Source organism: Stenotrophomonas sp. GbtcB23, assembly GCF_019091045.1.
Taxonomy (GTDB): domain Bacteria; phylum Pseudomonadota; class Gammaproteobacteria; order Xanthomonadales; family Xanthomonadaceae; genus Stenotrophomonas; species Stenotrophomonas rhizophila_A.
Genome location: NZ_JAGXKC010000406.1, coordinates 1 through 272, shown reverse-complemented (window position 1 = coordinate 272; position 272 = coordinate 1). Strand labels below are relative to the sequence as shown.

The 272-nt window shown below is 57.4% G+C and carries 1 protein-coding gene; it reads left to right on the top strand.

The window, feature by feature from the left end:
- Positions 1 to 272: hypothetical protein (locus KVS69_RS19585; protein ID WP_217539683.1), on the top strand; the 272-nt coding region annotated here is incomplete at both ends.

The following is a 272-nucleotide window of genomic DNA, read 5'->3' as shown; positions in this document are numbered from 1 at the left end:
ATGATACCGGCTATGATCCGGAACTGGCCGATACCAAAGATCTGCAGGGGCTGGTGATCCTAGAGACGCTGGTCAACGAGGTCATTCTCGATGAGCGGGAGCCGGGGAGTTTCGACCCGGTCGCTGCCATTCGCCGCAAGCTCACCGACAAGATCGTCAATGCGCGCTTCCATATTCTGGAAATGGTGCGCCACCGCGCCCGTATCCGCAATCATATCGATCGCATCGGCAAGAAGCCCGAAACCGACGTATTGGGCGGCATGCTCAAATCA